Below are 23,576 nucleotides of genomic sequence, written 5' to 3' on the forward strand. Positions count from 1 at the left end.
CAATGTTACTCCTTCTAACCGATTGGTTAGCACAACACTTTTCCAGCTTTACCGTATTCAGTTATCTGACGTTGCGGGGGATTTTGGGAGTACTGACGGCACTGGCTATCTCTTTGATGCTTGGGCCGTTACTGATCCGTACATTAAAAATGAAGCAGATTGGTCAGTCTGTTCGTGATGATGGTCCGCAGTCTCATCTGAGTAAAGCCGGAACCCCGACGATGGGTGGCGCGTTAATTCTGCTGGCCATTATGATCAGCAGCCTGTTATGGGGTGATCTGAGTAACCGTTATGTATGGGTGGTATTGATTGTAACCTTCATATTCGGAGCTGTTGGCTGGGTCGATGATTACCGGATGGTAATTGAAAAGAATTCCCGTGGTTTACCTGCGCGGTGGAAGTATTTTTGGCAGTCCGTTGGTGGTATCGGCGCTGCTGTTTTCTTATATGTAACGGCGGAGTCTGCGGTAGAAACACAGCTGATTATTCCGTTATTTAAAGACGTCGCGATAGAGATGGGTATTTTCTATATCGTCTTTACCTATTTTGTAATCGTAGGTACTTCTAACGCTGTAAACCTGACAGATGGCCTTGATGGGCTGGCAATATTACCGACTGTTCTGGTGGCTGGCGCGCTAGCTATTTTTGCTTATCTGAGTGGTCACGTGCAGTTTGCGAATTATCTGAATATTCCTTATTTACCGGGTTCAGGCGAACTGATCATTATTTGTGGTTCGATCGTCGGGGCAGGTCTGGGCTTCTTGTGGTTTAACGCTTACCCGGCTCAGGTATTTATGGGTGATGTCGGTGCGCTGGCATTAGGTGCTGCTTTGGGCGTGATTGCTGTAATAGTCCGTCAGGAACTGGTGCTGCTTATTATGGGCGGCGTATTTGTTATTGAGACAGTGTCGGTCATCTTGCAGGTAGCATCATTCAAGCTGACAGGTCGGCGTATATTCCGAATGGCGCCGTTACATCATCATTTTGAATTAAAAGGCTGGCCTGAACCTCGGGTCATCGTACGTTTCTGGATCATTACTGTGGTACTGGTACTGGTCGGCCTGGCAACACTGAAGATTCGTTAAGAATCAGGGGAATAAGTAGCTGTGACGCTGATTGCATCTGATAATCGCCGTATCGTCATCGGGTTAGGACAAACCGGGCTTTCTTGTGCCCGGTTTCTTGCGCGAGAAGGTTTACCCTTTGCGCTGATGGATACCCGTGATGTACCACCGAACCTTGATGCGATAAAAACGGAATTTCCGGATGCAGACGTTTACTGTGGTCCACTCAATGCAGAGCTGTTGTGTGCGGCAGGTGAGTTATTGCTCAGTCCTGGAGTGGCTAAGGATCAGCCAGCAATTCAGCAGGCAGTAGAGGCGGGTGTAAAGTTGTCCGGCGATATTGATCTGTTTTGCCGCCAGACCTCTTCGCCTGTCATTGCGATTACTGGCTCTAACGCTAAGAGCACAGTCACAAGTCTTGTCGGTCAGATGGCTCAGGATGCCGGCATAGATACGGGTATTGGCGGCAATTTAGGCACGCCGGTTCTGGATATGCTCAAAGAAGGTGAGCAGGATTTATATGTGTTGGAACTGTCCAGTTTTCAACTGGAAACAACGCATGATTTACGCCCGGCGGTAGCCACTGTTCTGAATATCAGCCCGGATCATCTCGATCGATATGATAACAATATGCAGTTGTACTATCAGGCGAAACACCGGGTATATCGGGGTGCACAGAAAGTTGTAACTAACCGTGATGATGCACTGACAACCCCTTTACTGCCTGAACAGGTTAAACGTTGCAGTTTTGGCCTGGGTAAACCGGATTTGCAGGACTTTGGTGTCATTCAGCAAAATGGCGAAGCATGGTTAGCAAAAGGTCTGCAGGGCCTGATGCCGGTTAAGTCAATGAAGTTGCAGGGTGGTCATAATGTGGCGAATGCACTTGCTGCTCTGGCGCTGGGTGATGCAGCAGATTTACCCATGGCTGTTATGTTGAAAACACTGCAGAGCTTTGCGGGTTTACGGCATCGTTGTCAGTGGGTAACTGAATTGAATGGGGTTAATTATTTTAATGACTCCAAAGGGACCAATGTTGGTGCGACTGAAGCTGCTCTGAATGGTTTGGGAGCGACTCTTTCCGGCGAGCAGAAAGTTATCCTGATTGCTGGTGGGCAAGGTAAAGGTGCTGAGTTTGACGCCTTAAGTCTGCCATTGCGACAGCATGGACGTGCTTTGGTTTTGATTGGTGAGGATGCGGCAAAGCTGGCTGCAATTACTGATCTGGATACTTTTTACACTGACAGTATGTCAGCAGCAGTTAAGCAGGCGCAGGTATTAGCAGAGCCAGGGGATATAGTGTTGCTCTCTCCTGCCTGCGCCAGCTTCGATATGTTTGCCAGCTTTACCGCCCGTGGCGATGCTTTTTGTGACGCGGTGCTGGCACTATGAATCTGTTTAGCCGGTTGACCGGAAGGGGCGTTAACAGCGGCCCGCAGATAGCAACGCCTGTTAATCAGGTATTGCCATTTGATGCCTGGTTACTGGCGGCAGGTTTAAGCTTGATGCTGATCGGTTTTGTGATGATCAGTTCTGCGTCTATTGAGGTGGCATCAGTTAAAAATAACAATCCGTTTTTCTACATGATACGGCATGGGATTTTTATTTTGCTGGGGCTGGCAGGAGCTGTAATTGTAACTCGGATTCCCATGGCGTTGTGGCAGCGAACAGGTCCCTGGTTATTGTTTGTTGGTTTGGCTTTGCTGGTGTTGGTTTTACTGGTTGGCCGGGAAGTTAATGGCAGTACCCGTTGGATTGGTTTTGGTCCGATTAATCTGCAGGCATCTGAAATTGCCAAATTCAGTATGGTTATTTATCTGGCGGGTTATCTGGTGCGGCGCTTATCTGAAGTGCGTTCCAGCTGGAAAGGTGTTGCCAAGCCAGCGTTACCTTTAGCGTTTTTTGTATTGTTACTGATTCTTGAGCCTGATTTTGGTGCTGCTGTTGTGCTTATGGGAACAGTAATGGGCATGATTTTTTTAGGTGGTATGAAGTTCGGACAGTTTTTACTGGTGGTTACCGGTTGTTTATCGGTAATCGCTACGTTGGCAGTAGTGCAGCCATACCGGATGCAGCGCTTACAGACCTTTCTGGATCCCTGGGCGGATCCTTATGGTAGCGGTTATCAGCTGGCACAGGCGCAAATTGCATTTGGTCGCGGTGACTGGTTTGGTACGGGCTTGGGTAACAGTGTACAGAAGCTGTTTTATTTGCCTGAAGCGCACACTGATTTTGTGTTTTCAGTTTTGGCTGAAGAAATGGGCGGTGTCGGCGCTTTGTTTGTCGTGGCGTTATATGTGGTGTTGGTACTGCGTATTTTTATTATTGGGCGGCAGGCTGAAAAGCAGGAACAGTTTTTCATGAGCTATGTCGCTTATGGTTTTGGCATCATGCTGGCTGCGCAGGCACTGATAAATGTTGGGGTAAATGTTGGTGCTTTACCAACCAAAGGGCTTACCTTGCCGCTGCTTAGTTATGGCGGCAGTAGTTTGCTGGTATGCGCAGCTATGTTAGCTATGGTGCTACGGATTGATTATGAGTTGAAAGTCTTACGGTTACAGCCCAAAGAGAAAGTAGAAAAGGCTGTACCTGAAAAGCAGACTAAGAAAAAAGTTAAAAAGAAGGCGGCAGCCACAGATGTTTCATCAGAATACGGTAAATCTCGAGAGGCAATAAATGTCAGTAGCGCATAAAACTTTACTGGTCATGGCTGGTGGAACCGGGGGGCATGTATTCCCGGCACTGGCATGCGCTGATTTATTGCGGGAACAAGGTGTTAACGTTGAGTGGCTGGGAACGGCCGCAGGTATTGAAGCACGGGTTGTGCCTGATGCGGATATTAAGTTGCACTGTATTGATGTAACTGGCTTACGTGGCAAGGGCAAGTTGAGCTTGTTACTGGCGCCTTTTAAATTATTAAAGGCCTGTTATCAGGCGTTGCGTGTATTACGTCAGGTGAAGCCGGATGCAGTGTTGGGGATGGGAGGCTTCGCTTCCGGTCCTGGTGGTGCCGCAGCGTATTTGTCAGGTGTACCGGTTATCGTACATGAGCAGAATGCTGCTGCCGGGATGACGAATAAGTTGTTAGCTAAAGTAGCCTGCGTTGTGATGGAGGCTTTTGGTGGTGCCTTTAACGATAAGGTTAAAACTCAGGTAGTGGGTAATCCTGTCAGGGGTAATATCCTGCAATTAGCGGAACCTGCAAAGCGATTTTCTGAACGTAATGGTGCGTTACGTTTATTAGTTGTCGGTGGTAGCTTAGGTGCTCAGGCAATTAATACCTTACTACCACAAGTATTGCAGGAGTTACCTGAAGGTCAGTTCGAAGTGTTACACCAGGCGGGTAAGCGTAATATTGACGCTACAAAACAGGCTTATGCATCTGCCGGATTATCAGAGCGGGATGATATTAGGGTAGTTGATTTTATTGATCGTATGGATGAAGCCTATGGCTGGGCGGATGTGGTTCTATGCCGTGCAGGTGCGCTTACGGTCAGTGAGCTAAGTATTGCTGGAGCGGCGGCGATATTAGTGCCGTTCCCGTATGCAGTTGATGATCATCAGACAGGTAATGCACGCTATCTGTCTGAGCAGGGAGCTGCCGTATTAGTGCAGCAGCGGGATCTGGATAAGAATCGTTTAATGACGTTGCTGACAGATGAGCTGTCTCAACGGGACAAATTATTAGAAATGGCGCAGTCGGCCAAACGCTTGGGTCGACCTGAGGCAACAGAAGTTGTTGCCAGAGCATGCCTTGAGGAAATGAAATAATGACACAGTCAACAGTGACGAGACATGACGTACCAGAAATGCGCCGGATTCGGCGGATACATTTTGTCGGTATAGGTGGCGTAGGTATGTGCGGCATTGCTGAAGTATTACTGAACCAGGGATATCAGATCAGTGGTTCTGATATCAAAGTATCAGCAACGACCCAGCATCTCGCTTCGATGGGGGCTGAGATATTCATCGGCCATAGTGAAGATAATATTACGGCTGCCAATGTTGTTGTTACTTCTACTGCAGTGAATGAAGAAAACCCTGAAGTAAAAGCAGCCCGTGAACGCCGGATACCGGTTGTACGCCGTGCCGAAATGCTGGCTGAGCTGATGCGTTATCGTCACGGTGTTGCGGTTGCCGGGACACACGGTAAGACCACCACTACCAGTCTGCTGGCGTCAGTCATGGCTGAAGGGGAGCTTGATCCTACATTTGTAATCGGTGGCCGTCTTAACAGTGCGGGTACCAATGCTAAATTGGGCGGTAGCCGATATCTGGTTGCAGAAGCTGACGAGAGTGATGCTTCATTCCTGCATTTGCAGCCGATGGTGGCTATTGTGACCAACATTGATGCTGATCATATGGATACCTATGGCGGCGATTTCGGCAAGCTGAAAAAAACCTTTGTGGATTTTTTGCATAATTTGCCTTTCTACGGTCTGGCAATACTTTGCCATGATGATCCGGTTGTTCGTGAAATTATGCCGGATATTGGTCGGCCGATGGTGACTTACGGTATCGAGGAAGGAGCGGATTATCGTGCTATTGATATCAGCCAGCATGGAATGCATACACACTTCACGGTTACTCGTCCAGACGGACGTCCGGATTTACAGGTTACCCTGAATATGCCGGGTCATCATAACGTGCTTAATGCGTTGGCAACTATTGCAGTGGCCAGCGATGAAGGAATTGATGATGAAGCGATAAGCCGGGCACTGGAAAAATTCCAGGGTGTTGGCCGACGTTTCCAAGTATTGGGTGATATCCCGGTTGAAGGTGGTGAAGTCATGCTAGTGGATGATTATGGCCATCACCCCCGGGAAGTTCAGGCAACGATTAAGGCCGTTAAAGATGGCTGGCCAGAACGGCGTCTGGTGATGATCAATCAACCACACCGATATAGCCGAACCCGCGATCTTTACGAAGACTTTGTTCAGGTATTGTCTGATGTGGATGTGTTGTTATTAATGGAAGTATATGCCGCAGGTGAAGAACCTGTTGCAGGTGCTGATAGCCGTAGTTTATGCCGCAGTATTCGCCAGCGTGGCAGCATTGATCCGGTGTTTGTTGAGTCTCTGGATGCGGTACCTGAAATCCTGAAGAACCTGTTACAGCCAGGAGATTTGTTACTGACCCAGGGGGCAGGTGATATTACTGCGTTGGCACATCGCCTTAAATCGCTTGATTTAAGCAGTGTGCAGGAGGTCTGACATGGCAGATTTTCGAATTGATGCGCAATTAGCTGGTCAGTTTGGCCGGGTTGCGGTGATTTATGGTGGTAATTCAGCTGAGCGGTCAGTATCGCTAAAAAGTGGTGCTGAAGTTCTTAAAGCTTTACTGAATGCTGGTGTAAATGCCTTCGGACTGGATCTGTGTGGCGACGGTGAAAATCTGGTTGCCGGATTATCACCGGTTAAGCAATTGATGGATGCTGAGTTCGACCGGGCTTTTTTGATCTTACATGGACGGGGCGGCGAAGACGGAACTTTACAGGGGTTGCTGGAAATTATGAATAAGCCTTATACCGGCAGCGGTGTGATGGCTTCGTCACTGGGTATGGATAAAGTTAAATGTAAGCAAATCTGGCAGGGTGCAGGTATGCCGACACCGGCGTATGAATTGCTTACTGCGGATACTGATTTTGCAGCAGTGGCTGAACGTTTAGAATTTCCGATAATCGTTAAGCCTGCTCATGAAGGTTCCAGTATCGGCATGAGTAAGGTAACCGATTTGCCTGGTTTGAAGGCTGCCTTTACTGAAGCTGTGCAATATGACAGAGCAGTATTAGCTGAACAATGGATCGAAGGCCCTGAGTTTACAGTGACAGTTGTAAACGGTGAGGCTTTACCTGTCATTCGCCTTGAAACGCCTAATGATTTTTATGATTTTGAAGCGAAGTATCAATCGGAAGAAACTCAGTATCATTTTGATAATGAATTGAGTGAAGCCGAAGTAACTGAACTAATGGCTTTAGCGGTTAATGCTTTCAATATGGTGGGCTGTAAGGACTGGGGCAGAGTTGATGTTATGCAGTTGCCAGGGGTGGGCTTCCAGTTACTGGAAGTGAATACTTTGCCAGGTATGACTGACCATAGTTTGGTGCCAATGGCTGCTCGTAAAGCTGGAATGAGTTTTGAAAAGTTGGTTGTGAGTATTTTGCAGGGAACGTTGTAAGTATGGCTGCCACAGATGCTCAGGAACCGGTGAGCCCTGCTCCGAGGGGTGCTTCGCGTACCCGGGTTGAGCCTGAGTCTGTGGTAACTGAAAAGCATACCTGGCGATTCTCTGTTTCATGGCAAACCGACTGGTGGTTGAAGCCTGTGACTTTATTGACTGCAGTATTGGTGTTTGCATCTTTGGCAAACAGTGCAGTTGAAAAAGTATATGTGTGGCTGGATCAGCCTGTTACGCATTTGACGGTTAAAGGTCAGACGCGTTTTTTGGATAAAACAGAGTTGGCAAACAATAGTCTGGCAGCTGTAGATGGGGGGCTAATGTCAACCGATATAGCGCGGGTAAAAGATGAAGCACAGGCGCATCCCTGGGTGTTTCAGGTAAATGTTGAACGTCAGTGGCCTGCTAGTCTGGTGTTGGAAGTAAAAGAAGAGGTCCCTGTAGCGCGCTGGGGTGGTAATGGTTTGCTGAATCACGAAGGCGATATTTTTTGGCCTGAAGATGCAGAGAAGTATCAGCAGTTACCTTTGTTGGAAGGGCCATCAAGTAATACCGCTCAGATGATGGCGCAATATTATGAGTTGAGTCAGCGGTTGCGGAATCTGCAATTACAGGTGGACTCTCTGCAGATGGAAGCGAGAGGGGCATGGTCACTAAAGCTGAAAAATGGCGTGACACTGGTGCTGGGGCGAGAAGATTTAGTAGGCAGGTTGGAGCGGTTTGTCAGCTTGTATCAGTTAAGGTTAAAGGATGACATTGAAGCGGGTCGAGTCGACCGTATTGATGTTCGATATGAAAATGGTGTGGCGGTTAAATGGCGGCCACAACCGGATAATTCTGCTGGGTTAGGTTAGTGGCAGATACGAGACAAGTGGGTAGGTAGTTCGTGAATGAGCCTGGAAATAATATGATTGTCGCCCTGGATATCGGTACTTCTAAGGTGGTCTGTCTGGTTGCAGAGATCAGTCCTGATGGTGGGATTGATATTGTTGGTATTGGCTCGCATGTATCCCGCGGTCTTAAGCGTGGTGTAGTGGTAAATATAGAGTCGACAGTGCAGTCAATTCAGCGAGCGGTGGAAGAAGCTGAGTTAATGGCTGGCTGTAAAATCCATTCAGTGACGGTGGGCATTGCAGGAAGTCATATTAAGAGTATGAACTCTCATGGGATTGTTGCAGTCCGTGACAGAGAAGTTCTGGAATATGATCTTGAAAGAGTACTTGATGCTGCTCAGGCTGTAGCGGTTCCGGCAGATCAGAAGATATTGCATATTCTGCCTCAGGAATACGTTATCGATAACCAGGAGGGCATCCGTGAACCTTTAGGCATGTCTGGTGTGCGTCTGGAAGCTAAAGTGCATCTGGTTACCGGTGCGGTGAATGCTGTGCAGAATATTGAAAAATGTGTGCAGCGTTGTGGTCTCGAGGTTGATAACAGTGTGCTGGAACAGTTGGCGTCAAGCTATGCCGTGCTGACTGAGGATGAGAAAGAACTCGGCGTTTGTATGGTCGATATGGGCGGTGGGACAACAGATATTGCCGTTTTTACTGCTGGTGCTATACGTCATACCGCAGTTATTCCGATCGCTGGCGATCAGGTAACAAATGACATTGCGATGGCATTACGTACACCTACTCAGCATGCGGAAGATGTGAAGAAAAAATATGCCTGCTGTCTGGCGCAGTTAACCGGGCCAGAGGAAATGATTAAGGTTGCCAGTGTCGGTGACCGGCCAGCCAGGGATTTATCCCGTCAGGCATTGGCAGAGGTTGTTGAGCCGCGTTATGACGAGTTGTTTACGCTGATTCAGGCAGAGTTACGTCGCAGTGGTTTTGAAGACATGGTAGCTGCAGGCATCGTGCTTACCGGTGGTACCGCTAAGATGGAAGGTGCGGTAGAACTGGCTGAAGAGGTGTTTCATATGCCGGTCAGACTGGCATTACCCAAAGGTGTACGGGGAATGGAGGATATTCTTGCCAGTCCGATTTATGCCACAGGTATTGGGTTATTACAGCATGCAAAGAGAGAGTTACCAGCCGGTGCATTACAGCAGCGTAACTTTACTGCAGAGCGTTCGGTCAGTGAGTCGCGTGAACCGGTAGAGCCATTACTTAGTCGTATGAAGGCGTGGTTCGCCAGGAATTTTTAAGGGGTTGCGGCGTGTTCGCAAACTCGGGGGCCTTAAGGGCCAAGCGTAATTATAAGATACAAAGAGTTTACAGAAACCGGTGTGGGTCAGGCACTGAATCTGGAGGAAAGGGATATGTTTGAATTAGTAAATGATCTCGCGCAAAACGCGGTGATTAAAGTAGTAGGCGTTGGCGGTGGTGGCGGTAACGCAGTTCAGCATATGGTATCAACAGATGTTGATGGCGTTGATTTCATTTGCGCAAATACCGATGCTCAGGCTCTGGACCGTATGGAAGCAAAAACTTTGCTGCAAATCGGTGGACAGATGACAAAAGGCCTGGGGGCTGGAGCTGATCCTAATATCGGACGCAAAGCCGCTGTGGATGACCGTGAAAAAATAGCTGAAATGCTAAGCGGTGCTGACATGGTGTTTATTACTGCCGGTATGGGGGGAGGCACAGGAACGGGCGCTGCGCCTATTGTTGCTGAAGTCGCTAAAGAGCTGGGTATTCTTACGGTTGCTGTGGTGACAAAGCCTTTCCCGTTTGAAGGTAAGAAGCGTGTACAGTATGCCGAGGATGGGATTCGCGAGCTACGTGAGAACGTTGATTCACTGATTATTGTACCAAACGAAAAGCTGATGCAGGCATTAGGCCGGCAATGCACACTGATTAATGCGTTTAATGCGGCGAATGATGTCCTGAAGGGAGCTGTGCAAGGGATCGCTGACCTGATTATTCGTCCGGGTATGATTAACGTTGACTTTGCAGACGTGCGTACAGTGATGTCGGAAATGGGAACTGCGATGATGGGGTCAGGCACCGCACGTGGTGAAAATCGCGGTACTGAAGCTGCCAATGCTGCTATTAGCAGTCCGTTATTGGAAGATATCGATCTGAATGGCGCCCGCGGTATTCTGGTAAATATAACAGCTGGTCCTGATTTAGGACTGGGTGAGTTTTCTGAAGTGGGTCAGGTGGTTGAAGAAATTGCCTCTGAGCAAGCAACTGTCGTCATTGGAACCGTTATTGATCCGGCGCTTGAGGACGAAATTAAGGTAACGGTTGTTGCGACAGGTATTGATGGTGGTGCTTCAGTAGAGGATACCGTTAAAGTTGTAAGCCAGAATCGTAAGCCCGATGGCAGTCTGGATCTGAAGCAATTGGAAATGCCTGCGGTACTGCGTCGTAAAGGTGAAGATCTGCGCGCAGAAAATAATTCAGAGACAGGGGAACTATCCGCTTCAGCCGTGTCCAATGAAAACGATGGAGAAACCGATAGCGAATATCTTGATATTCCTACTTTTTTACGTCGCCAGGCTGACTAGTAAAGCAGCGCCAGACTGTAGATTTAGTCAGCATTAGCGAGTAAAAATGAACTGTAAACGGGATTGCTGTATCGCAGCAATTTTTGTTACAATGTCGGGTTAACAGGCGACTCAAAAATTGGCAGAGAATATGATCGGACAACGCACGCTAAGAAACAGTATTAAAGCTACCGGAGTGGGGCTGCACACAGGACAGAAAGTTTACCTGACGCTTAAGCCTGCGCCGGTTAATACGGGTATTGTGTTTCGTCGGGTTGATATTGAGCCTGCGGTAGAAATTCAGGCCAGTGCTAAGAATGTTGGCGATACTACTCTGTCGACAAATTTGCAAAAAGGCGATGTTCGGGTTTCCACAGTAGAGCACTTGTTATCGGCGATGGCTGGTCTGGGTATTGATAATGCCTATGTTGAGCTGAGTGCTGAAGAAGTGCCGATCATGGATGGCAGTGCTGCGCCTTTCGTTTTCCTGATTCAGTCTGCCGGTATTGAAGAACAGGATGCACCAAAACAATTTATTCGTATTAAACAGGAAGTATCTGTTTCTATGGATGATAAAGTTGCCACTTTTAAGCCTTTTGAAGGTTTCAAGGTAGGTTTTACAATTGACTTCGACCATCCTGCGTTTGCCGATCGCAATATGGAAGCTTGTCTTGACTTCTCCAGTACGTCATTCGTTAAAGAAGTAAGTCGCGCGCGTACTTTTGGTTTTATGCGCGATATTGAATATTTACGTGCTCAGAATCTGGCTCTGGGTGGCAGTATGGATAATGCTATTGTTGTCGATGACTATCGCATTTTGAATGAAGACGGCCTGCGTTACGATGATGAGTTCGTAAAGCATAAAGTTTTGGATGCTGTAGGTGATCTTTATTTGCTGGGCAAGAGTTTAATTGGTGAGTTCCACGGCTTTAAGTCTGGTCATTATTTAAACAATCTTCTCTTGCGCAAGTTATTAGAGAATGAAGATGCCTGGGAAGTTGTTACTTTCGAAGAGCAAGATTCAGCAGTGCCTATTTCTTACCTGAAACCGATTTTGGCGTAAGGTATATATTGCCGACAGGCAGTACTTATATTGATTAAAACCGGGTTAAGCCCGGTTTTTTTATGTCTTTAAAAATATTCGCGGTTGAGATTCAACTTATTGCCCCAATAGAGGTAGAATGCTTGGCCAATAATAGTTTAGAACAGCGGCATAGATGTCAGCCGCTCACGTGTCTCAAGGGTTAAAAGTCACATTATGCTCACCTCGATGTTAAAGAAAGTATTTGGTAGTAAAAATGATCGTGAACTCAAGCGGATGGGTAAGGTCGTAAAACAGATCAACGCCCTTGAAGCTGACCTTGAGTCTCTCAGCGATGAACAGCTGAAGTTAAAAACGAAAGAATTCAAACAAAGACTGTCAGATGGGCAGACGATAGAACAGCTCTTGCCGGAAGCGTTCGCGACTGTCCGTGAAGCATCTAAGCGTGTCATGGGAATGCGCCACTTTGATGTACAGTTTATCGGTGGTATTACCTTGCATGATGGTAAGGTTGCTGAGATGCGGACAGGTGAAGGTAAAACACTTGTAGCAACTGCGCCTGTATATTTGCGAGCGTTAACCGGCAGAGGTGTTCATGTTGTTACTGTGAACGATTACCTGGCAAGCCGAGATGCAGAGTGGATGCGTCCACTTTATGAATCTCTTGGTTTAAGCGTAGGTGTAATTCTGTCCGGTCAGGATGCAGAAAGTAAGCGTGCAGCTTATCAGTCTGACATTACTTACGGCACAAACAATGAGTTCGGCTTCGATTATTTGCGCGATAACATGGCATTCAGCGTTGAAGATAAGGTTCAGCGAGATTTCCATTATGCAGTGGTCGATGAAGTTGACTCCATTCTTATCGATGAAGCCCGTACCCCTCTGATTATTTCTGGTCCTGCTGAAGACAGCTCTGAGCTTTATCGGCAGATGAATACTCTGATACCGGGACTACGTCGTTTTGATGGTGAAATTGACCCTAAGAGTGAAGAAGAAGTTGACGGTGACTTTGCCGTTGATGAGAAGAACAAAAGTGTTGAGCTGACCGAGCAAGGTCACCAGAAAATTGAAGAGGTATTGGTTGAAAAGGGCATCTTAGGTGAAGGTGAAAGTCTATATGCACCTCATAACCTGAGCCTTTTGCATCATGTTCTGGCTGCCTTGCGTGCTCATAACCTGTTCCAGCGCGATAATGACTATATTGTGCAGGATGGTCAGGTGGTTATCGTTGATGAGCATACAGGCCGGATTATGCCAGGCCGTCGCTGGTCTGAAGGGTTACATCAGGCAGTTGAAGCGAAAGAAGGCGTGCATATTAATCAGGAAAGCCAGACGTTAGCTTCTACTACTTTCCAGAACTACTTCCGTTTATATGAAACCCTTTCCGGTATGACTGGTACTGCTGATACTGAAGCATTCGAATTGCGTCAGATATATGCGTTGGATGTAGTGGTTATTCCAACCAATGTAGAGGTTGCCCGGATTGATTATAACGACTTAGTGTTCCTGACCGTTGCTGAGAAATACGAAGCAATTGTTACCGAGATTGAAGAATGTGTTGAGCAGAAGCGTCCTGTATTGGTTGGTACCGCATCAGTTGAATCTTCCGAATTGATCTCTGCATTCCTGACGAAGAAGAACGTACCGCATAATGTATTGAATGCGAAAAACCATGGTCGTGAGGCTGGTATTATTGCTGAAGCAGGGCGTCCGGGAGCAATTACCATTGCAACCAACATGGCAGGCCGTGGTACTGATATTGTGTTGGGCGGTAAACTGGAAGCTGCACTGGATAAGTTAGATAACCCTTCTGAAGCAGAAATTGTAGAAGCTACTGCTGAATGGCAGAAACGCCATGATGCGGTTCTGGAAGCTGGCGGTTTGCATATTATTGGTACAGAGCGACACGAGTCTCGCCGGATTGATAATCAGCTGCGAGGCCGGGCGGGTCGTCAGGGCGATAATGGTTCTTCGCGTTTCTTCTTATCACTTGAAGATGACCTGATGCGTATCTTTGCCTCTGAGCGTGTTCGTCAGTTCATGCAGGCTCTGGGTATGGAGAAAGGTGAAGCCATCGAACATAAGATGGTATCAAATGCGATTGAGAAAGCTCAGCGTAAGGTCGAGGGTCGTAACTACGATATTCGTAAGCAGTTACTGGAATATGATGACGTTGCGAATGATCAGCGTCGTGCGGTATACGAGCAGCGTAATGAGCTGATGGCAAGTAGCGATGTTTCTGAAACTGTCACCGCTATTCGCAGTGAAGTGATTAATAAAGGTGTTGATACTTTTATTGCTCCGCAAAGTCTGGACGAGCAGTGGGACATTGCAGGTCTTGAAAAGCATATCGAAAGCGAGTTTGGTTTGCAGTTGTCTATTCAGCAGTGGCTGGATACTGATGATACTTTGCATGAAGAATCCCTGCGTTCAAAAATTGAACAGCAAATAGTGGAAGACTATCACGCCAAGGAAGCCATGGTCGGCTTGGATAATATGCGGACCTTTGAGAAGCAGGTAATGCTACAGGTGCTTGATACATTGTGGAAAGAGCATCTTCAGGCTATGGATCTTCTGCGTCAGGGTATTCATTTGCGCGGTTATGCGCAGAAGAATCCGAAGCAGGAATATAAGCGTGAATCTTTCATCCTGTTTGAGCAGCTACTGGAAAATATCAAGACAGATGTTGTAAAAATTCTCAGCAACGTACAGATTCGTCAACCTGAAGAAATTGAAGCAATGGAGCAACAACGCCGGGAGCAGGCTGAACGTCAGCAGATGGATTTCAAACATGATACTGAATCCGCAATGGACGAAGAGCATGGAGAAGCTTCCGCAGAACCTGTTGCCGAGACTTTTGTTCGTGATGAGAAGAAAGTTGGCCGGAATGAGCCTTGCCCATGTGGATCAGGTAAAAAATATAAGCAATGTCATGGTAAGTTAAACTAATGACATATGCCGGGGCTACTTCATAATTTAGTAGCCCTTAGATTACAAAATTTACTTAAGAAAGCAGCCTGGCTGCTTTCTTTTGGTTGGAGAAAAAGAAATGGCAGTAGGAAGCGGTGTAATCCCGGAGCTTAAGCCGGTTGCAGGTATACGTGTTGGAACAACTTCAGCGGGTGTGAAAACACCAGGACGTCCAGATCTGGTTTTGATGGAACTGGATGAAAGCGCAACTGTTGCCGGTGTCTTTACGCTGAATCAGTTTTGTGCCGCACCAGTGCGTATTTGCAAAGCTAATCTTCAGTCAGGTAAGCCGCGTTATCTGGTTATTAATACCGGCAATGCTAATGCAGGCACAGGTAAAGAAGGCCATGAAGATGCGTTGGTGTGTTGTCAGGTAGTCGCTGATCATGCAGGTGTAAAGCTCGAAGAGGTGTTGCCTTTCTCAACAGGAGTTATTGGTGAAAAGTTACCGGTTGAGCGTATTACTGCTGCAGTACCTGCTGCGTTTGATGCGCTTTCTGATAACGGCTGGTTGGATGCCGCCAGCGGCATTATGACGACTGATACACGTCCTAAGGCTTACTCGACTCAGTTTGAGTATCAGGGGCAGATAGTTACCTTTAGCGGGATTTCTAAAGGTGCAGGCATGATCAGGCCAAATATGGCAACTATGCTGGCCTATGTCGCTACTGATGCGGCTGTAGATGCTGAATTGTTGCAAAGAATGCTTAAGCGCTCAGCAGACAAGACCTTTAACCGGGTAACGATTGATGGTGATACTTCAACCAATGATTCTTGTATGTTAATAGCGACCGGGGCTTCAAAGCTGCAAATTACAGAGGCTGATGAGGCTTTGTTTGTTGCTTTTAATGACGCTCTTGATGACATTATGCTACAGCTGGCCCAGGCGATTGTAAGAGACGGTGAAGGTGCTACTAAATTTATAACTGTTGCCGTAGAGCAAGCAGAAACTTCTGCTGAAGCACTATTGGCTGCTTATGCTGTTTCCCATTCTCCATTAGTAAAAACTGCGTTATTTGCCAGTGATCCTAACTGGGGGCGTATTCTTGCAGCTGTTGGTTATGCCGGTATTGATAACCTGGATGTGGATGCATTGCAGATATATCTTGGTGATATTTGTATTGTCGAGGAGGGTGGTCGGGCTTCAAACTATACAGAGGAGGCTGGCCAGGCGGCTATGAATGAGGAAGAGATCACTATTCGTATCGTGCTTAATCGCGGCGATGTTGCTGAGACGGTCTGGACGACGGATCTAAGTAAGGACTACGTGTCTATAAATGCGGATTATCGTTCTTAATCTATAAGAGAGTCCTGACTAAGTACTTATAACTACTCATTCAGAAAAGCCGCTTGTTAAGGCTAATTATTGAAAGCTATCGATTAAACTATGACTAAATTGATTCATGTTGCCGCTGCTGCCATTTTTAATCCTGAAGGTCAGGTGTTACTTGCTTTACGAAGTAAGCAGCAGCATCAGGGCGGCCTTTGGGAGTTTCCCGGAGGGAAGGTTGAGGCAAATGAATCAGTGCTTGAAGCACTGTCACGTGAGCTTGACGAAGAGCTGGACATTCAGATTGATCATGCGGCAACCCGACCGCTAATTCAGGTGCCTTATCATTATCCGGATAAATCCGTACTGTTGGACGTATATAAAGTTTCTGGTTTTTCAGGTGTGCCCCATGGTGCTGAAGGGCAGCCGCTAGAATGGGTTGATATTGCTAATCTTGAACAGTATGACTTTCCAGCTGCTAATACGCCAATTGTCAATGCTTTGCTGTTACCACAGTGTATCGCAATAACTGGTAATGCTAACGGGACTGCAGAATATGTAAAAAAATCTGTAGCAGCGATCTCAGGGGGCGCTCAGTGGTTAATGCTGCGTGCACATCAGCTGAGCTCTTCAGAGCGGACTGCTTTAGCGCGACAGATTAGAGCGACTATTGATGCTGCTGACGGTGTAGTGCTTAGTCTTAATGGTAGTGTTGCTGAAGCTAATGACTGTGGTGTAAATGCATTGCATCTGAGCTCTGATAAGTTAATGGTTTTGAATACGCGTACAGAGTTTCGCGGGCGTTGGTTGAGTGCTTCGTGTCATACTATTGAGCAGCTTGAGAAGGCTGTATCTCTGGGGCTGGACTTTGTGACTTTATCGCCAGTAAAGACAACAGCAACACATCCTGAGCAGCCGGCAATGGGGTGGCAAGCATTTTCTGAGTTGGTTAATGCTTATCCTCTGCCTGTTTATGCATTAGGTGGAATGACGGCAGAGGATGTTGATCAGAGTTGTCAAAGTGGTGGACAGGGGATCTGTGCGATTCGCGAATACTGGTAATTTATCCTTTTGAAAGAAAATGGTGATTAATGTAAGCGTGGCTTAGCTTCGTCTATTTTACTTTCAGGGTCTTCGAAGCTGCTGCTGTAATCATCTAGTTCTGGTTCGCTGGCAATTTGGTATGATTCGCTGGCCCAGGCGCCAAGATCAATGGTCCGGCAACGTTCACTACAGAAAGGTCTGTAAGGGTTTTCTGCACTCCATTCGTTTTTCTTCCCGCACTCAGGACAATCAACCATTGGCTTATTCATTTATTGGGTTCTCCTGAGTGATTTTATATCGTTGAGGCTTCGAGAAACTGCATATGTAACTCAGATACTTGTTGGTTCAATGCAGATTGCGGACCACTATTATCGATGATGTAATTAGCTTTGTCTAAGCGTTCCTGACGGGGTATTTGAGCAGCAATTATTTTTTGTATTTGCTCGACAGAATTATTGTCTCGTAAACAGCTGCGTTCAATCTGAATTTCTTCGGTTACATCGACAACCACAATGGTATGACACAGCTTATGTTGGTCGGTTTCTAGTAACAAAGGTGAGGTTAAAATAGCATAAGGACTGGCGGCTGAATTGAGTTGTGAGACTATACTCTCACGAATTAGTGGGTGTAGCAGTGCTTCAAGCCATTCTCGTTCCTTGGGAGAAGCGAAGATTAAACTGCGTAATCTTGAGCGATTAAGGCTCTTATCAGTGTTGAGTGTTTCTGTTCCAAAATGCTGGCTGATTTTATTGAGTGCTGCTGTTCCGGGCTGCACTACTTCTCTGGCAACAATATCTGCATCAACAATGGTAATACCAAGTTTTTTGAAGCGCTCAGATACAGATGATTTACCGCTGCCAATACCACCGGTGATACCCATAATCAGCATGTTTATACCTGAAGAAAATGTAGATAGTAGCCAGTTATATCATGTCCCCAAAGCATGGCTATCCAGCCTGCACATGCCAGGTAAGGTCCGAACGGAATAGGGTTTTGCGAATCATGGCGCTTTATCAGTATCATGCTGATGCCTATTATGGCTCCGACCAGCGATGATAAAAGAATAATTAATGGTAGCATGCTGGCACCAGCCCAGGCTCCCAGCGCTGCCAGCAGCTTGAAATCCCCATAACCCATACCTTCCTTGCCGGTTAGTAACTTGAAGATCCAGTAAATACTCCATAGTGACAGATAACCGAGAATAGCACCCCACAATGCTTGCGGTAGGGTTGTAAAGTATTCGAAGCTGTTAAAAATTAATCCAAGCCAGATGAGCGGTAATGTGATTTTGTCAGGTAGTAACTGATGATCGATATCAATCAGCGTTAGGCAAATTAAACACCAGGTTAACAGAATGAGTGCAAAACTCAGGTAATGAAAGCCAAAGCTGTAAACAATATATCCACTGAGTAAGCCTGTTATTAATTCAACTAGTGGATAGCGAATAGAAATTCGAGTTTTACATGAAGAGCAGGCGCCGCGAAGTAATAGGTAACTTATAACGGGAATATTTTCGAACCAGCGAATTTTGTGCCGACAACCAGGGCATGTTGATGCAGGCACGCATAGGTTGAATTTATCTGTTGATGGTTGGGTAGAAGAATTTCCACTAAAATCAGCAATTTGCTCGGACCATTCTCGTTCCATTATGATAGGTAAACGATAAATTACTACGTTCAGAAAACTGCCTATCATTAGTGAAAAAATAATAGTTAAACTGACAGCTAGCCAGAGTGAGTTTGAAATGTATTCAACGATCATAAATGTGATTCTTACTTGTTTATCAGTTCGGCTTACTTGTTTGGATTAGCTTGTCAAAAAAATAGTTTTCCTCATATTATAGCAGGCAAAAAACGTTTCATTCGTGTGCGTGAGTGAGTAAGTGTCTTGTTATTCATGGTTTTTTTTGCCTTTGGGTGGCTTGGGGTTTTTGTAATCGTTCCAAAAATGCTCGTATAACGTTATAGATTAATAAAAAAACAAATTTTGGAACACTTTTAATAAACACATCGTCCATATAATTAATATGGAACTCAACCTAAAAATGGAACGAGTTTTTTTATGTCGTTTGTCATCGATTCCTGACTGTTCCAGTCCATCATCGTGACCCCTACAAGATCAGCCCCGTGCGCAAGCGCACGGCCCCTCAGGCGGGGTGCTTGTAAGCACAAGCTAGATAGACCATACCGTACTTCAATTACGGTTTCGGTTAAACAGTAAAGGGCTGGTTTTCCTCCAATTTGTTGGACACCTTGGTTTTACCCCGATTTGTCGGACACCTTGTTAAGATCTTATATAAGTTAAGCTTGATATTTGGTATTTAGTCCCAATTTATCCCTTATTAATCAAATGGTGAGGGACAGGCCAAGTATGAGTGTTGCGGACGACTTCAATTCTTTTGTAGATAACCTAAAGATCACAGAAGCAAGTGCAACTACGATTAGTGATCGATACGGAAAGATCACTAAGGCGCTAAACAAAAAATACCGTAATACAGAGTCTAAAACTGATAACAGTTTGCAGGTTGGCTCTTACGGCCGCTTCACTGCCATTAAAGGCATTTCTGATCTTGATATGATCTATGAGATGCCAGTTTCTGAGTGGGATAGATTTAAAGAAGAGGGTACAGGCAGGCAGTCAGTACTTCTCCAAGAAATGAAAGAAGCCATAAAAGTCTCGTATCCCAAAACTAAGATGCGTGGAGACGGACAAGTCGTTGTTATTGAATTTGGAGACCAAGTTGTCGAAGTGGTTCCAGGATTCAAGCAGGCTAATGGTAGTTACAAATATCCTGATACAAAGAATGGAGGGAAGTGGAAGAACACCGACCCAAAGCCTGAGATAAAGGCTATTCGTGAGGCTAACCAGATTACTTCAAATGTCCGCAAGCTATGCAAGATGGTTAGAGCTTGGAAAAGTAGGCAAGGTGTTAATATGGGTGGCCTTCTCATAGATACAATGGTTTATAATTTTTTTCAATCTACAGATACTTACAACAATAAAGGGTACAAGTTCTACGATCAGCTATGCAGGGACTTCTTTGAGTATCTGAGTGAACAGCCTAATCAGGATTATTATAAAGCGCCAGGAAGTAGACAGCATGTTTATGTTAAGTCGAAATTCCAGAGGAAAGCGAAGAAGGCTTACAACCTTTGTTTGAAAGCTATAGAAGCAGAAGGGAAAGCTTCAGCCAACAAGAAGTGGAAACAGGTGTTTGGTCGTAATTTCCCAGCTGCAACAGATGTTCAGAAATCTGCGGAGGCCAGGACTTGGCGAGATACAGAAGAGTTCATCAGTGACAAATATCCTATCGAGATTAGTTACAATCTCTCTATCGATTGTCGGGTAGAGCAAAGGGGCTATCAAGCTCATTGGTTAACTCATATGCTAGCCAAGAGACTGCCTTTGCTCGCTAATAAGCAGCTTGAGTTCTCTGTTACTAATATTGATGTACCACCACCTTATAACATCGAATGGAAAGTGCTTAATCAAGGCTCTATAGCTGAACAAAGAGATGAGATCAGAGGTGAAATCTGGCAAGACACAGGGCATCAGAAGAGAAGGGAAAGTACCAAGTTCAAAGGTGAACACATGGTTGAATGTTATGCGATCAAAGATGGCGTCGTCGTAGCCAGTGATAGCATTGATGTACCTATTCGATAGGAGTGTAAATGGATAAGGAAAGCTTGTTAAAACTGATTGCTGAGTCGGGGTATAACGTTGCCTTTGGTGCTAAGAAGCACTTTGCCAGCTATGACATGATTGAGAAGTTGCCTGAACTCATCGGGCTTGTTTCTATCTTTGCTGGTGTCCTTGCTTTGGTTTACCCTGAGTTTGCGCAAGTTAAAGTATCCGTTGTGGTAATACTCATGGGGGTAGTAGGTCTTTACATTTCTCAGCACAATAGTGAAAAGGCTAAGTACGAAGAGGCTGGCAGAGCACTCACGGGGATACACGATCAGCTTAAGGCCCTTTTCTATAGAGCAAAGAATAACCAATCAGCTAGCTTCACCACAGAGGAAGCGGAGCTTAAAAGCCTGCTGGAAGAATTTAATGAGGCCTCAATTTCTAAGCAGCTCATACTCAGCGATTGGTATGCTCATTACAAATTCTTTTGGCAACACCAAATCGATTGGATTGAAAGACAAAGAATAGAAGAGGGAAGAAAGTTTCGCTTCTGGAGAGATAAAGTTCCATTATCATTCAGTATTGTCTGCACAGTTCTAATCGTATCGTTATTATATAGTGCAATACCTTTCACTAACGCTTGTAGCACTGCTCTTGCTACGGTTAAAAACTGGATTGGCTAGTACAATCGTTCATTGGCTGAGTATTCAGCAAGTTCTTGGATCTCCAGAGATTGCTGGTCGAGTTCGTGATTCAAAGGCGCTGTCACTAGCGCTTTAGTCTTCAAAGCGGATAATCCAAATGTCTGGCTCTGTCATGACTTGGTTGATCTCATCAATAGCTTGCTTGAGAGCATCTATTTTTGTATGTGTGGTTTTGTTGAACATGAGTCCCAGAAAATCTGGATTACCGATGCCAACCAGAGCCTCTGTATGCTCTTCAAAATCTTTTAGATAGTCATCATGCACCTTGCCTTTAGGTAGCCTCACCGAGATACTGAATTCGTAATCTCTCATTCTTTTAGCTTCTCTAATTTATGTATTGAAGATCGTTCATGAACATCTTGGCTAGTTCATCACGCTTCTCTGAGGGTATCTGCTCAATATTGATACCCAAGCGTCGAAAAGCTTCAAGCTGAGAAATTTTGTTATCTGCAAAAGCCTCATAAATTACTTTAAATTCAGGCGTTAGCTTGACTCCTTCCAGCTCTATATTGGCGTAGGCAAAAACTCTGGCGTCAGATGTCATGTGGTCATGCCATGTTTTAATCGATTGATGATGTCTAACACCTCTCTGTCGCCGCTGTATGCCTTGGTACAGTACTCGCCAGGGGATTCACCACCGAGAGCCAACGAAGGTGTTCTGAACCATCTGAGAGCTTTCTCTTCAGTACCAAAGTAGTTTACCGCCACAGTCCAAACTTCTCCGTCAATAAACAACTCAGGTTTCTTCTCTTGAATCATGTTTTTGCTGTGCCTCGAGTTGTTCACTTATCCAGCCAAAATTATAATCCAGTAATGGCTCCTGTCGGTCTTTGACAGCTTTGCGTATAAAGCTTTCAGGCAAGTCGGGATTATCATGTATGGCAAGCTGAATATACGCTTCATCTAAATGCTTTTGAGTTATGATAAATCAACAATTTCTAACTCCTTGGCTTTCAGTTTCTTCAGAGTTGTTTTCAGAAGCCGCTGAGATACTTGAGTTGGTTTCGCTGGTTCAAGCTTACGTGCATGTTTGCGTCCCGAGACATATTCTTCTCTTACCTTCAATTGCAAGGGCGTTAGCATTAGATAGTTTCTTTGGTCAGCCATAGTATTAAAAGCACTCCATCAGCATTCATTGGTTAGATAGAACTTGGCCTTTCCTTAGATAGACACCCTAATTGATAAAGATATGCTCAAACAGGTCAAAAAGATGCCTGTCGGACATATCCCCATTGAACCTCGGAATAGGGATCAACTTACAAGGAAAATCGACTAGTGCATTCGGCCTATCTATCAGCCATGTATGGTTTATAGGGCAATCCAATTCTTCCGATAGATTTCCTAACAGTTTTTTTGGGCCGCTTGATGTGATGACGCAATCCTCACGGCCACGTATTCCAATGTTTGCAACACACAAAGCTAATGCATCTGACCAATCCGTATCAGGATGCTGCTGAAGGTATAGGTGGTATGTGATATCCAGAATCTCTGATCGGGGGAGGTCAGAATAAATAAATGTATGAGAATGCTTGGTCAGCTCTTCTAGCAGTTCAACTGCTCCAGGCCTTATCGTTACAAAGAAGTCCTCATTAGGAGGATGTCGTTGTATTTTAAAAGTCTGCTCTTCTTCGACTTGTCGGTCTATTTGAGACCGATTAATAGACATCAAAGTCCCCTCAAGGTTTAGGCAAACGGTAGGCTCATCGTTATCTGGTCGAGCGGCTCTGTCGATAATTAGGTCTGTTATCTCGATGGGAGGGCTTTGCATAAAAGAAGCTTAATGTTGTCTCGAATTTCGAGATATAATACATCGTCTCTAATATCGAGACAATGAGACATAGTAGAAACTCGAAGGCCTATGCAGCCTTAGCTGCTTGGCTTAAAAAGAAGAGGCTTGAGCAAGGCCTTAGCATTAGGGATCTCGCGAACATCTTAGATGTACACCCTTCAATCGTTGGAAAGATCGAAACTTGCATGAGAAAAATCGATGCTATAGAGCTGATTGAGTACTGCAATGCGCTGGGTGTTGATCCCAACGATTGTACGGCGGAAGTGCAAACAGTGATGCGTGGTAAAAGGCTTTTATAAGCCATTAATCAACAATAAATTCGACACCTGCATGTAATCATGATCAGGTCATTTTTTGCGCCCAAAATAAGTGGTGTCTAGCTTAAACTGCGATATTTGGCCGCGTTCTGTAGTACACTCATTCGTTTAACATATGAGGCAGCGGAAGCTTCAT

Annotated in this window: 23 protein-coding genes; 16 read left to right on the forward strand and 7 right to left on the reverse strand. The window is 45.7% G+C overall.

Going from position 1 to position 23,576, the window contains the following annotated elements; genetic code table 11:
* Nucleotides 1–2 precede the first annotated feature (2 nt).
* The 13 genes from mraY to OCU49_RS06885 all read left to right on the forward strand — a co-directional run bounded on the left by mraY (nt 3) and on the right by OCU49_RS06885 (nt 17,021).
* Nucleotides 3–1,085, forward strand: a complete 1,083-nt coding sequence (gene mraY / locus OCU49_RS06825; RefSeq protein WP_261844231.1) for a phospho-N-acetylmuramoyl-pentapeptide-transferase — start codon at nt 3–5, stop codon at nt 1,083–1,085.
* Between the two features lie 21 nt (nt 1,086–1,106).
* Nucleotides 1,107–2,456, forward strand: coding sequence for a UDP-N-acetylmuramoyl-L-alanine--D-glutamate ligase (gene murD, locus OCU49_RS06830; RefSeq protein WP_261844232.1), 1,350 nt, complete (start codon nt 1,107–1,109; stop codon nt 2,454–2,456).
* A complete protein-coding gene (gene ftsW, locus OCU49_RS06835) occupies nt 2,453–3,757 on the forward strand; it encodes a putative lipid II flippase FtsW (RefSeq protein WP_261844233.1) in 1,305 nt (434 codons plus the stop codon). Before murD ends, ftsW begins: the two co-directional genes overlap by 4 nt.
* The gene (gene murG, locus OCU49_RS06840; RefSeq protein WP_261844234.1) at nt 3,741–4,835 is read left to right on the forward strand and encodes an undecaprenyldiphospho-muramoylpentapeptide beta-N-acetylglucosaminyltransferase; all 1,095 of its coding nucleotides are present in this window, start codon (nt 3,741–3,743) and stop codon (nt 4,833–4,835) included. Before ftsW ends, murG begins: the two co-directional genes overlap by 17 nt.
* Nucleotides 4,835–6,277, forward strand: a complete 1,443-nt coding sequence (gene murC / locus OCU49_RS06845) for a UDP-N-acetylmuramate--L-alanine ligase (RefSeq protein ID WP_261844235.1) — start codon at nt 4,835–4,837, stop codon at nt 6,275–6,277. The genes murG and murC overlap by 1 nt, the downstream gene beginning before the upstream one ends.
* A 1-nt stretch (nt 6,278) precedes the next feature.
* Complete coding sequence (locus OCU49_RS06850; protein ID WP_261844236.1) at nt 6,279–7,241, forward strand: D-alanine--D-alanine ligase; 963 nt, start codon at nt 6,279–6,281, stop codon at nt 7,239–7,241.
* A 2-nt stretch (nt 7,242–7,243) separates the two neighbouring features.
* Nucleotides 7,244–8,095, forward strand: coding sequence for a cell division protein FtsQ/DivIB (locus OCU49_RS06855; RefSeq protein ID WP_261844237.1), 852 nt, complete (start codon nt 7,244–7,246; stop codon nt 8,093–8,095).
* Between the two features lie 53 nt (nt 8,096–8,148).
* Nucleotides 8,149–9,390 carry a cell division protein FtsA gene (gene ftsA, locus OCU49_RS06860; RefSeq protein WP_261844238.1) on the forward strand — a complete coding sequence of 414 codons (1,242 nt, stop codon included), beginning with the start codon at nt 8,149–8,151 and terminating at the stop codon, nt 9,388–9,390.
* A gap of 114 nt (nt 9,391–9,504) precedes the next feature.
* Nucleotides 9,505–10,698 carry a cell division protein FtsZ gene (gene ftsZ / locus OCU49_RS06865; protein WP_261844239.1) on the forward strand — a complete coding sequence of 398 codons (1,194 nt, stop codon included), beginning with the start codon at nt 9,505–9,507 and terminating at the stop codon, nt 10,696–10,698.
* 130 nt (nt 10,699–10,828) lie between these two features.
* A complete protein-coding gene (lpxC, locus tag OCU49_RS06870; protein ID WP_261844240.1) occupies nt 10,829–11,740 on the forward strand; it encodes a UDP-3-O-acyl-N-acetylglucosamine deacetylase in 912 nt (303 codons plus the stop codon).
* A gap of 195 nt (nt 11,741–11,935) precedes the next feature.
* Entirely contained in the window at nt 11,936–14,668 is a 2,733-nt protein-coding gene (secA, locus tag OCU49_RS06875; protein WP_261844241.1) for a preprotein translocase subunit SecA, read from the forward strand.
* Nucleotides 14,669–14,768: 100 nt separating this feature from the next.
* The gene (argJ, locus tag OCU49_RS06880) at nt 14,769–15,986 is read left to right on the forward strand and encodes a bifunctional glutamate N-acetyltransferase/amino-acid acetyltransferase ArgJ (protein ID WP_261844242.1); all 1,218 of its coding nucleotides are present in this window, start codon (nt 14,769–14,771) and stop codon (nt 15,984–15,986) included.
* Nucleotides 15,987–16,076: 90 nt separating this feature from the next.
* Nucleotides 16,077–17,021 (forward strand): Nudix family hydrolase, encoded by a 945-nt coding sequence (locus tag OCU49_RS06885; RefSeq protein ID WP_261844243.1) that lies wholly within the window; start codon nt 16,077–16,079, stop codon nt 17,019–17,021.
* Nucleotides 17,022–17,047: 26 nt separating this feature from the next.
* On the opposite strand, the gene OCU49_RS06890 is transcribed toward OCU49_RS06885, so the two are convergent.
* From OCU49_RS06890 to OCU49_RS06900, 3 genes are read right to left on the reverse strand one after another with little or no spacing between them, the layout of a single operon-like run.
* Nucleotides 17,048–17,272: a DNA gyrase inhibitor YacG gene (locus tag OCU49_RS06890; RefSeq protein ID WP_261844244.1), complete on the reverse strand. Its 225-nt coding sequence runs from the start codon at nt 17,270–17,272 to the stop codon at nt 17,048–17,050.
* Nucleotides 17,273–17,295: 23 nt separating this feature from the next.
* Nucleotides 17,296–17,892 carry a dephospho-CoA kinase gene (gene coaE / locus OCU49_RS06895; RefSeq protein WP_261844245.1) on the reverse strand — a complete coding sequence of 199 codons (597 nt, stop codon included), beginning with the start codon at nt 17,890–17,892 and terminating at the stop codon, nt 17,296–17,298.
* A gap of 2 nt (nt 17,893–17,894) precedes the next feature.
* Complete coding sequence (locus OCU49_RS06900; RefSeq protein WP_261844246.1) at nt 17,895–18,764, reverse strand: prepilin peptidase; 870 nt, start codon at nt 18,762–18,764, stop codon at nt 17,895–17,897.
* Between the two features lie 609 nt (nt 18,765–19,373).
* Between OCU49_RS06900 and OCU49_RS06905 the strand changes: the two genes are divergently transcribed.
* The gene (locus OCU49_RS06905; protein WP_261844247.1) at nt 19,374–20,666 is read left to right on the forward strand and encodes an SMODS domain-containing nucleotidyltransferase; all 1,293 of its coding nucleotides are present in this window, start codon (nt 19,374–19,376) and stop codon (nt 20,664–20,666) included.
* Nucleotides 20,667–20,674: 8 nt separating this feature from the next.
* A complete protein-coding gene (locus OCU49_RS06910) occupies nt 20,675–21,313 on the forward strand; it encodes an SLATT domain-containing protein (protein ID WP_261844248.1) in 639 nt (212 codons plus the stop codon).
* A gap of 93 nt (nt 21,314–21,406) precedes the next feature.
* Here OCU49_RS06910 and OCU49_RS06915 read toward each other — a convergent pair whose 3' ends face one another.
* The 4 genes from OCU49_RS06915 to OCU49_RS06930 form a co-directional block, all read right to left on the reverse strand.
* A complete protein-coding gene (locus OCU49_RS06915) occupies nt 21,407–21,646 on the reverse strand; it encodes a hypothetical protein (protein WP_261844249.1) in 240 nt (79 codons plus the stop codon).
* Between the two features lie 13 nt (nt 21,647–21,659).
* Nucleotides 21,660–21,878, reverse strand: a complete 219-nt coding sequence (locus OCU49_RS06920) for a hypothetical protein (RefSeq protein WP_261844250.1) — start codon at nt 21,876–21,878, stop codon at nt 21,660–21,662.
* Nucleotides 21,875–22,093: an MbcA/ParS/Xre antitoxin family protein gene (locus OCU49_RS06925; RefSeq protein WP_261844251.1), complete on the reverse strand. Its 219-nt coding sequence runs from the start codon at nt 22,091–22,093 to the stop codon at nt 21,875–21,877. The genes OCU49_RS06920 and OCU49_RS06925 overlap by 4 nt, the downstream gene beginning before the upstream one ends.
* Nucleotides 22,094–22,508: 415 nt before the next feature.
* Entirely contained in the window at nt 22,509–23,102 is a 594-nt protein-coding gene (locus tag OCU49_RS06930) for an NIF family HAD-type phosphatase (RefSeq protein ID WP_261844252.1), read from the reverse strand.
* 62 nt (nt 23,103–23,164) lie between these two features.
* Here OCU49_RS06930 and OCU49_RS23765 point away from each other — a divergent pair, with 62 nt between their 5' ends.
* A complete protein-coding gene (locus OCU49_RS23765; protein WP_376787892.1) occupies nt 23,165–23,422 on the forward strand; it encodes a helix-turn-helix domain-containing protein in 258 nt (85 codons plus the stop codon).
* The last annotated feature ends 154 nt before the right edge of the window (nt 23,423–23,576 follow it).

It is taken from the genome of Aliamphritea ceti (genome assembly GCF_024347215.1).
GTDB classification, from domain to species: domain Bacteria; phylum Pseudomonadota; class Gammaproteobacteria; order Pseudomonadales; family Balneatricaceae; genus Amphritea; species Amphritea ceti.

Bases quoted from the DNA above. Each gene is read 5' to 3' on its own strand.
- OCU49_RS06850 (WP_261844236.1), top strand. From the start codon at position 6,279: ATGGCAGATTTTCGAATTGATGCGCAATTAGCTGGTCAGTTTGGCCGG.
- secA (WP_261844241.1), top strand. From the start codon at position 11,936: ATGCTCACCTCGATGTTAAAGAAAGTATTTGGTAGTAAAAATGATCGT.
- OCU49_RS06915 (WP_261844249.1), bottom strand. From the start codon at position 21,646: ATGAGAGATTACGAATTCAGTATCTCGGTGAGGCTACCTAAAGGCAAG.
- OCU49_RS06890 (WP_261844244.1), bottom strand. From the start codon at position 17,272: ATGAATAAGCCAATGGTTGATTGTCCTGAGTGCGGGAAGAAAAACGAA.
- OCU49_RS06905 (WP_261844247.1), top strand. From the start codon at position 19,374: ATGAGTGTTGCGGACGACTTCAATTCTTTTGTAGATAACCTAAAGATC.
- OCU49_RS06930 (WP_261844252.1), bottom strand. From the start codon at position 23,102: ATGCAAAGCCCTCCCATCGAGATAACAGACCTAATTATCGACAGAGCC.
- murC (WP_261844235.1), top strand. From the start codon at position 4,835: ATGACACAGTCAACAGTGACGAGACATGACGTACCAGAAATGCGCCGG.
- ftsW (WP_261844233.1), top strand. From the start codon at position 2,453: ATGAATCTGTTTAGCCGGTTGACCGGAAGGGGCGTTAACAGCGGCCCG.
- OCU49_RS06900 (WP_261844246.1), bottom strand. From the start codon at position 18,764: ATGATCGTTGAATACATTTCAAACTCACTCTGGCTAGCTGTCAGTTTA.
- OCU49_RS06910 (WP_261844248.1), top strand. From the start codon at position 20,675: ATGGATAAGGAAAGCTTGTTAAAACTGATTGCTGAGTCGGGGTATAAC.
- ftsZ (WP_261844239.1), top strand. From the start codon at position 9,505: ATGTTTGAATTAGTAAATGATCTCGCGCAAAACGCGGTGATTAAAGTA.
- OCU49_RS23765 (WP_376787892.1), top strand. From the start codon at position 23,165: ATGAGACATAGTAGAAACTCGAAGGCCTATGCAGCCTTAGCTGCTTGG.
- OCU49_RS06925 (WP_261844251.1), bottom strand. From the start codon at position 22,093: ATGATTCAAGAGAAGAAACCTGAGTTGTTTATTGACGGAGAAGTTTGG.
- ftsA (WP_261844238.1), top strand. From the start codon at position 8,149: ATGATTGTCGCCCTGGATATCGGTACTTCTAAGGTGGTCTGTCTGGTT.
- lpxC (WP_261844240.1), top strand. From the start codon at position 10,829: ATGATCGGACAACGCACGCTAAGAAACAGTATTAAAGCTACCGGAGTG.
- OCU49_RS06920 (WP_261844250.1), bottom strand. From the start codon at position 21,878: ATGACATCTGACGCCAGAGTTTTTGCCTACGCCAATATAGAGCTGGAA.
- coaE (WP_261844245.1), bottom strand. From the start codon at position 17,892: ATGCTGATTATGGGTATCACCGGTGGTATTGGCAGCGGTAAATCATCT.
- murG (WP_261844234.1), top strand. From the start codon at position 3,741: ATGTCAGTAGCGCATAAAACTTTACTGGTCATGGCTGGTGGAACCGGG.
- argJ (WP_261844242.1), top strand. From the start codon at position 14,769: ATGGCAGTAGGAAGCGGTGTAATCCCGGAGCTTAAGCCGGTTGCAGGT.
- mraY (WP_261844231.1), top strand. From the start codon at position 3: ATGTTACTCCTTCTAACCGATTGGTTAGCACAACACTTTTCCAGCTTT.
- OCU49_RS06885 (WP_261844243.1), top strand. From the start codon at position 16,077: ATGACTAAATTGATTCATGTTGCCGCTGCTGCCATTTTTAATCCTGAA.
- OCU49_RS06855 (WP_261844237.1), top strand. From the start codon at position 7,244: ATGGCTGCCACAGATGCTCAGGAACCGGTGAGCCCTGCTCCGAGGGGT.